Annotated in this window: 11 protein-coding genes; 10 read left to right on the forward strand and 1 reads right to left on the reverse strand. The window is 58.8% G+C overall.

Translation table 11 applies throughout. From position 1 onward, the window contains the following. Positions 1 to 265 precede the first annotated feature (265 nt). Complete coding sequence (locus WMO24_RS00750; RefSeq protein WP_349214163.1) at positions 266 to 634, reverse strand: hypothetical protein; 369 nt, start codon at positions 632 to 634, stop codon at positions 266 to 268. Positions 635 to 764: 130 nt separating this feature from the next. Between WMO24_RS00750 and WMO24_RS00755 the strand changes: the two genes are divergently transcribed. From WMO24_RS00755 to WMO24_RS00800, 10 genes are all read left to right on the forward strand, one after another. Further along, positions 765 to 1,433, forward strand: a complete 669-nt coding sequence (locus WMO24_RS00755) for a Crp/Fnr family transcriptional regulator (protein WP_349214164.1) — start codon at positions 765 to 767, stop codon at positions 1,431 to 1,433. 77 nt (positions 1,434 to 1,510) lie between these two features. Beyond that, the gene (gene trxA / locus WMO24_RS00760; RefSeq protein WP_349214165.1) at positions 1,511 to 1,825 is read left to right on the forward strand and encodes a thioredoxin; all 315 of its coding nucleotides are present in this window, start codon (positions 1,511 to 1,513) and stop codon (positions 1,823 to 1,825) included. A gap of 9 nt (positions 1,826 to 1,834) precedes the next feature. Continuing rightward, positions 1,835 to 2,176, forward strand: coding sequence for a hypothetical protein (locus WMO24_RS00765; RefSeq protein ID WP_349214167.1), 342 nt, complete (start codon positions 1,835 to 1,837; stop codon positions 2,174 to 2,176). A 141-nt stretch (positions 2,177 to 2,317) separates the two neighbouring features. Continuing rightward, on the forward strand, positions 2,318 to 2,755 hold the full coding sequence (locus WMO24_RS00770; RefSeq protein WP_349214169.1) for a DUF2975 domain-containing protein: 438 nt from the start codon (positions 2,318 to 2,320) through the stop codon (positions 2,753 to 2,755). A gap of 12 nt (positions 2,756 to 2,767) precedes the next feature. Continuing rightward, positions 2,768 to 2,977, forward strand: coding sequence for a helix-turn-helix domain-containing protein (locus WMO24_RS00775; protein ID WP_349214171.1), 210 nt, complete (start codon positions 2,768 to 2,770; stop codon positions 2,975 to 2,977). 4 nt (positions 2,978 to 2,981) lie between these two features. Next, positions 2,982 to 4,739, forward strand: a complete 1,758-nt coding sequence (locus WMO24_RS00780; RefSeq protein ID WP_349214172.1) for a DUF5301 domain-containing protein — start codon at positions 2,982 to 2,984, stop codon at positions 4,737 to 4,739. Positions 4,740 to 4,760: 21 nt separating this feature from the next. After that, a complete protein-coding gene (locus WMO24_RS00785; protein ID WP_349214174.1) occupies positions 4,761 to 5,084 on the forward strand; it encodes a hypothetical protein in 324 nt (107 codons plus the stop codon). A 60-nt stretch (positions 5,085 to 5,144) separates the two neighbouring features. Further along, positions 5,145 to 5,363, forward strand: coding sequence for a methylenetetrahydrofolate dehydrogenase (locus WMO24_RS00790; RefSeq protein ID WP_349214176.1), 219 nt, complete (start codon positions 5,145 to 5,147; stop codon positions 5,361 to 5,363). A 9-nt stretch (positions 5,364 to 5,372) separates the two neighbouring features. Further along, entirely contained in the window at positions 5,373 to 5,606 is a 234-nt protein-coding gene (locus tag WMO24_RS00795; RefSeq protein ID WP_349214178.1) for a hypothetical protein, read from the forward strand. A 23-nt stretch (positions 5,607 to 5,629) separates the two neighbouring features. Next, a complete protein-coding gene (locus WMO24_RS00800) occupies positions 5,630 to 6,814 on the forward strand; it encodes a helix-turn-helix domain-containing protein (RefSeq protein ID WP_349214179.1) in 1,185 nt (394 codons plus the stop codon). The last annotated feature ends 27 nt before the right edge of the window (positions 6,815 to 6,841 follow it).

The following is a 6,841-nucleotide window of genomic DNA, read 5'->3' on the forward strand; positions in this document are numbered from 1 at the left end:
GCGGCCGCGGCCGCGGCGGAAAGGGCTCCCGTGAGCCCCGTTCGTCCACACCGGGCCGTGAGTTTGCCGACCGTCCCCGTGATCCCTCGGCGGCGCCTGTGGTGCCCGTCCGCACGGAGACCATCAACGACGGCGCGGACCTTCCTCTGTTTGGAAAAATCGAACTGTAAGCAAAAAACTCCCGATGGAACATCCGTCGGGCGTTTTTTTATCATTTATTCGACGCTTGGTGTTAGCTGTTCGGCTGTTGAAGCAAACCAAATGTCTACTGTGCCTTCCATTTTTTGCCTGAGTTTGTGCAGAATCCGATGCGGTTTTCGCCTGCACAGGGTTCTTGGTTGTAGATCCACAGGCTTGTTTTTGCGTCCACCTGTACGATTCCGCCGCCTGTGTCCACTCGGATATAGTCGTCACCTTTATTTTCAACATACATTCCCCAATAGGGTGCCTGCGAATCAAGCGTCAGAGTGGTATTGAAATATTCGCTTTTACACAGGTCCAGGGAACGGCTGTGTTCTGCCTGCATACATGCGGGGGACGCCTGCGACAAATCGGACGTTTCCACTCGAACGTCTTTTTTGCAGCCTGCCAGTAAAACGAACGCGAGAAGAACTACGAAAAAGATTCTTTTCATAGGAATCCCTCCCTTTTCAGGTTGATTATACAGGATGTTTTTTTCATGTAAAGTGAGGTTGGAATTTTAGATTGAATTTTTCCCGGTTTGCCGTTATCATGAAAAGGAGAACCAAGCGAGGTGTTTTCTTTTGGAACTGAAGGAGTTTTTTCCTTTTTGGAAAACGTTGACCCCGGACCAGCAGGCCCGCATGACGGCTTCGGCCAGAGCATATACCGCCAAAAAGGGCGAAGTGCTGCACCGCGGACAGGCGGACTGTCTGGGCCTTGTGTGTGTGCAGAGCGGCGTGCTGCGGGCGTATACCATCTCTGACGAAGGGCGCGAGATCACACTGTACCGGCTGTATCAGCGGGACGTGTGCCTGTTCAGCGCGTCCTGTGCCATGCGGGCCGTGGATTTTGATATTTTTATCGAGGCGGATCAGGAGTCCCTTTTGTGGATCATTCCGCCCGAGGTATACCGGCAGCTGATGGAGCAGAGTGCGCCGGCCGCCAACTTTACAAACGAGCTGATGGCGGGCCACTTTTCCGATGTGATGTGGCTGCTGGATCAGGTGCTCAACAAAAAGCTGGACGCACGCCTGGCGGCGTTTCTGCTGGAGGCCGCCGACCGGGAGAACAGCGACTCTTTGTCCTTGACCCACGAGGCGGTGGCCGGAGAGCTGGGCAGCGCCCGGGAAGTGATCTCCCGCATGATGAAATATCTGCAGAGCGAGGGCATGGTGGCGGTGAGCCGCGGCTGTGTACAGCTGGTGGACCGGGCCGCACTGGAACAGCTGGCCGGCGACAGCCTTCGGTGATTTGGTCACATACAACGGGCTTTTTTCGGTGTATTCTTAAGACACAAACAAGATGCACTTGAAAGGAGCGTTTAAAGATGGCAGTAGAGCATGTTGGAACCGTTGATTTTGAGGAGAAGGTGCTGCGGCAGACAAAGCCGGTGCTGGTGGATTTCTGGGCGCCCTGGTGCATGCCCTGCCGGATGTTCGGCCCGGTGCTGGACAAGGTGGCAAAAGAGACCGAAGGCGCGGCCCATGTGGTCAAAGTCAACATTGACGAAGAGCCGGAGCTGGCTTCCCGCTACGGCGTGATGAGCATTCCCACCGTATTGGTGTTTCAAAACGGGCAGGCCGTGAACCGCAGTGTGGGCGTGCAGACGCCGGCGGCGGTCAAAGCCATGCTGAACGTGTGAGGTGTCTGAATGGGAAAAAAACGGCTTTTGGTGGTCCTTGCGGCCGCTGTGCTGCTGTACGCGGCAGGGGCCGTTTTTTCCTATGCTTCTTTCCGCACGGCCAACCCGGCCGCGGCGGCAGGAGCTCTGGCCCGGGTTTTGGTCACGGACGCGCAGTACGCACAGGCTTCACCGGACGTGATTCTGGCAAAGCCGGGCGCCAGCCTGGATGAATACATGGAAGACCTGGGATACCGCCGGGCGCCGGAAGAACAGATGGGCTCGCTGGCGGTGTTTATTGGTGAGGACGGCCGTCAGGTGATCCACTGCACACAAAACCGGTATTTTTCCAGATGGGTGCGGCAGTCATAAAAATAAAACAATGCGGAAAAGCGGAGGCATTTGCCTCCGCTTTTATTGTATCACAAATGATTTTTATTGTTTTTCAATAAAAAATACTTGAAAAACAAAAAATAATGTGCTATGATGAGGCCAACAAAGGAGGAATCCGGTATGAAATGGAACAACGATCGAAGTCTGTTGCTCAGCCGCGTGTGCGTGTGGGTGTTCACGGTGCTGCTGGCGGCCCTGCTGCTCACCGCCCCCTGGTTCTGGAACTGGATTCTGTGGCGCTCCAGCGTGCGCATGGTGTACATTGGGGTCACCTATGCCTCGGGCGTGCCGGCGGCGGTGGTCCTGTTCTGCCTGCACCGGCTGCTGCGCAACATCAGCGAGGAAGAAGTGTTCATTCAGGAGAACGTGCGCAGCCTGCGCATCATGTCCTGGTGCCTGATGGCGGCCGCGCTGGTATATCTGGTGGGCAGCCTGTTTGACTGGTATCTGGTGGTGCTTGCGGCTGCGGCTGCCTTTGTGGGGCTGATTCTGCGTGTGGTGAAAAATGTGTTTGCCCAGGCAGTGGAGCTGAAAAACGAAAACGATTTTACCATCTAGGAGGTGCGCGCAATGCCGATTATCGTAAACATCGACGTGATGATGGCGCGCCGGAAAATGAGCGCCGGAGAACTGGCCGAAAAGGTGGGGATCACTCCGGCAAACCTGTCCATTCTGAAAAATAATAAGGCAAAGGCCATTCGGTTTTCCACGCTGGAGGCGCTGTGCAAGGCGCTGGACTGTAAACCCGCGGACATTTTGGATTACGTAGAAGAGGAGTAGGACAATGGAAGAAAGAAGCATTCCGATGGGCACAAGCGGCCCGTCTTGTTCCTGTGCGCCCATTTTTCAAAAAGAGGATGTCTGGTTCGCACTGGGCTTTCTGGTGCTGGGCTGGCTGTATCTGGACCTGGCGCTGTTCCGGGAACTGTTTTCATGGCTGCCGGGCGAATACAGCTACCCGGTGTTCTGCGTGCTGTACGCGGCGGCGGTTCTGGGGTATCTGGCCCGTGCGGGCATCCGGCCGCCAAAGGAGAGCTGGTTCTGGCTGGTGCTGCTGGCGGCGCAGTGCCTGGCGCCTGTCACCGGAGGTACGTATTCTTCCGGGGCGATGCGGTTTTTCACCGGGTTCGGCCAGTGGATGATGATGCATTTTACCGCTGCTTACTGGGCGCTGAGCGCCGGCGGACGGCTGCTGAAAGAGGGCCGCACCTCCAACTGGCTGTTTTTTGATGCTCTGAACGCCGCCTTTGTGGTGCCCTGGGGCAACTTTTTCCGGCTGCCGGCGGCGCTGTTCTGGGGCGCGCGGCAGGCGCTGGCCCACCGGAAGGTGCGCCGCACATCGCCCGCGCAGCGGCGCAGGGTGCTGTCCGTACTGGGCGGCGTGCTGATCGCTCTGGTATGCCTTTGCTTTGTGCTGCCGCTGCTGATGCAGGCGGACGCGGGCTTTGCGGCACTGTTCCGGGATGTGGGGGACTGGATGTTCCACTGGATGAACGGTCTTTCCCGCCGGCTGCTGGACGGTGTTTCCTTCGGGCATGCGGTGCTGTCGGTTCCGGTGGCGCTGTATTTGTACGCCATTGCTTACGGCAGTGTGCGGGGCCGCCGAACAAGCCTGTACGACAAGCGGGAAGTGTGTGCGGTGCAGCGGGGCGTGCGGCAGCTGTCCCGCACCACGGTGGTCACGGCGCTGGGCATTCTGGCGCTGGTGTATGTGCTGTTCATCGCCCTGCAGGCAAACCATTTGTTCGGTGCGTTTTTCGGTCGTCTGGCCGAGGGCTTTTCCTATGCGGAATATGCCCGTCAGGGCTTTTTCGAGCTGTGCCGGGTGGCTGCCATCAACATCGGGATCTTGCTGGCCGCCAACCTGGCCAGCCGGGCGCCCATGGAGGAGAACCGCATGCTGCGCATCTGCAACAGCGTGCTGTCGGTGCTGACGCTGCTTTTGATCGCCACGGCGGCCAGCAAAATGGCGCTGTACATTCAGGCGTACGGCCTGACGGTCAAGCGGGTGTTCGCCAGCGTGTTTCTTGTGTGGATGGCCATTTCCTTTGTTCTGATCCTCATCCGGCAGGTGCGCCGGTTCCGGCTGGTTCCCTGGATGGTGTTCACCGGGGCGGTGCTGTACTGCGCGCTGTGTGTGCTGCCGGTGGAGGCGGGCATTGACGCCTACAATCAGGCCCGGGTGGAAGCGGGCACGCTGCGCCCCGCGGCACAGACGCTGCTGGACCTGCCCGACGGCAGTGCGGCGGAGATGGCCATGACCGGCGAGGATGCCATGGCCATGACCGATGAGGGCTGGAAGATCCAGACCGCGCTGCAGATCCTGCGGCAGAACAGTGCCCGGGCAGCGGCGGAGAGCCTCAGCGATGAGCCGCAGCAGGCCCAGGAGCTGTTGACGCTGGAGTTTTACCGCGGGGCGGATGCCTACCGGGTGTACGCCTACCGGCGCAGCGGCGCCTGCTGGCTGGAACAGTCCTACAACGGCATATATGCGCTGCCGGAAGAAGATTTTCAAACGCTGTGGAGTTTGCTGGAAGAATAGACGGAAAGGGGAATGGGACAAATGGGTGCTGCGTGGATGAATCTGGCAAGTCTTTTGCTGGGGCTGGCCGCCTGGGCGCTGCCGCTGACGGGGCTGGCGCTGCGCAAAAAAGCCCGCGGCTGGGTGGCGGCGGGGCTGGTGGTGCTCAGCGGGCTGTTCTGCGCGCTGGCACTGTATCTTCAGATCTGTTATCAGAATCACCTGGTGGAGATCGGAGACATCAGTGCCATTCTGGACACGGCGGGGCCTTTGGTGCTGGTGGCCGGGGTGCTGCTGGGCGTGACGGCGGTTCTGGATGTGGCGGTGCTGGGCACTGTGTGCGGCGAGGCTGCAAAAGAAGCTTGACGCGGGTGCGGTTTGCGGGTACAATTTGCTGTGAGACAAACAAAAAGGAGTTAATCGCATATGAAAGCACGCATTCCCAAACACCGTGAATTTATCATCAGCTTCGCGGAAGGCTACGACAAGGCCGACGAGTGCTGGGACAAACTGCAGGAGATCATGGACGCTTATAAAAAAGAGGGAAAAAGCGTTTACACGCCCACCTTCATTGAGGACAACGAGGACAAGGTCAAAGCGCTGCAGGAGAGCTATGAGTTCACCTACACCATTGAAGAGCGCTGAACCGTTCTGTTGAAAAGTGGAAAAAGCAAAAACGATGCGGCGGTGCTGAACCGGACCGGAGCCCCAAAGGGGGAGCGGCTCGGGCAGGCACCGCTGCCTTTTTTTTTGTCGGTCACAGTGAAAACAGCGCCGGGTTTTCCACAAAAAGAGGCGTTGTTGTGGAAAAAATGCCCGCCGCTACCGCTGGTTGCCCAAAAGAAAAGAAGGTTAGGTAGCGGCAGAGCGCCGTTTCTGCTACAATGAAAACACAAAAAGGGGGCGATGACATGGAGTTCGGGCCGCGGATCGCCGCGCTGCGCAGGCAGGCGGGGCTGTCACAGGAGGCGCTGGCCGAAAAGGTGGGTGTCAGCCGGCAGGCCATCGGAAAGTGGGAGTCCGGTGCCAGCCTGCCGGGTGTGGAAAACCTGCAGGTGCTGGCAAAGGCACTGAACGTCAGCTGTGACGAGCTGATCACGGGACGCAGCCCTCAGCCGCCCCAGCCGGACGGGCTGGAAGCAGTGAAGGAACTGCTGGCGGAAAAGCAGCGCAGGGAAAAGCGCAGAAGTCTCTGGCGGATGTGCGGCGCGGGAGCGCTGACAGTGTGTCTGGTGTGCGCCGGAGCCTACGGGGCGGGCCGCATCGCGGAACTTCGCAGCCAGGTGAACGGTTTGTCTCAGCAGATCGCCCAGATCCAGGGCGATATGAACCACAGCATCGGAAACATCCGCAGTGAGATTCAGGAAAGTCTGGAACAGCAGACCAGCATCGTGGCGGACTGGAATTTTTCCTATGGCGATTACGACCACAAGACCAAAACCGTGGAGGTGTTCGCCCGGGCAACCCCAAAAACCTGGGTGGAGGGACAGACCGCCCAGTTCGTTTTTCTGCTGGACAACGAGACACTGGCGGTGGACGGCCAGTGGAAAGACGGAAGCTTTTCGGCGCAGACCCTACTGCCCATGGCCGATATGGTCAGCATGAGCGTGCGTTTTTCCGCCGAGGGCGTCACCCAGACCCAGCAGCTTCTGGAACCTTCGCCCCTGCGGGAGACCTTTACCCTGCAGATGCAACTGTATGCGCTGGGGCCGGGCGCATACTGGAGCACCGGTCAGACAGCGGTCACCTATCATCAGGAAGCCGGGCAGGCGGAGCTGATGATGGTTCTGCCCATGCAGGACGACCGGCCGCTGAACTGGCCCGTGGAGGGCCAGTTGAAGCTGATACTGGTGGCCGACGACGGCCAGCGGCTGGAATTGGACCGGCAGCCGGTGACCCTGTGCGGTCCGAAGGAACCGGGCGAGGGCCCGGATTACACCCTTTTGCTGGATCTGCCCGACAAAGAATATTCGGTGAATCTGAAGGAAGCGTTCGGCATTTCTCTGGATTCGGTCAACCAGTGGCCGGAAAGCGTGTACGAGCTGGAGTACACCGATGCTTTGGGCGAGGTGCACACGGTGAGCAGTCTTTACTGAACAGAAAAACGCGCGGGACCCGCAGGT

This window comes from Ruthenibacterium intestinale (assembly GCF_040096265.1).
Lineage (GTDB): Bacteria > Bacillota > Clostridia > Oscillospirales > Ruminococcaceae > Ruthenibacterium > Ruthenibacterium komagatae.

Excerpts from the sequence above, each read along its gene's own strand:
- trxA (WP_349214165.1), top strand. The coding sequence starts at position 1,511 with ATGGCAGTAGAGCATGTTGGAACCGTTGATTTTGAGGAGAAGGTGCTG.
- WMO24_RS00790 (WP_349214176.1), top strand. The coding sequence starts at position 5,145 with ATGAAAGCACGCATTCCCAAACACCGTGAATTTATCATCAGCTTCGCG.
- WMO24_RS00770 (WP_349214169.1), top strand. The coding sequence starts at position 2,318 with ATGAAATGGAACAACGATCGAAGTCTGTTGCTCAGCCGCGTGTGCGTG.
- WMO24_RS00750 (WP_349214163.1), bottom strand. The coding sequence starts at position 634 with ATGAAAAGAATCTTTTTCGTAGTTCTTCTCGCGTTCGTTTTACTGGCA.
- WMO24_RS00775 (WP_349214171.1), top strand. The coding sequence starts at position 2,768 with ATGCCGATTATCGTAAACATCGACGTGATGATGGCGCGCCGGAAAATG.
- WMO24_RS00780 (WP_349214172.1), top strand. The coding sequence starts at position 2,982 with ATGGAAGAAAGAAGCATTCCGATGGGCACAAGCGGCCCGTCTTGTTCC.
- WMO24_RS00785 (WP_349214174.1), top strand. The coding sequence starts at position 4,761 with ATGGGTGCTGCGTGGATGAATCTGGCAAGTCTTTTGCTGGGGCTGGCC.
- WMO24_RS00800 (WP_349214179.1), top strand. The coding sequence starts at position 5,630 with ATGGAGTTCGGGCCGCGGATCGCCGCGCTGCGCAGGCAGGCGGGGCTG.
- WMO24_RS00765 (WP_349214167.1), top strand. The coding sequence starts at position 1,835 with ATGGGAAAAAAACGGCTTTTGGTGGTCCTTGCGGCCGCTGTGCTGCTG.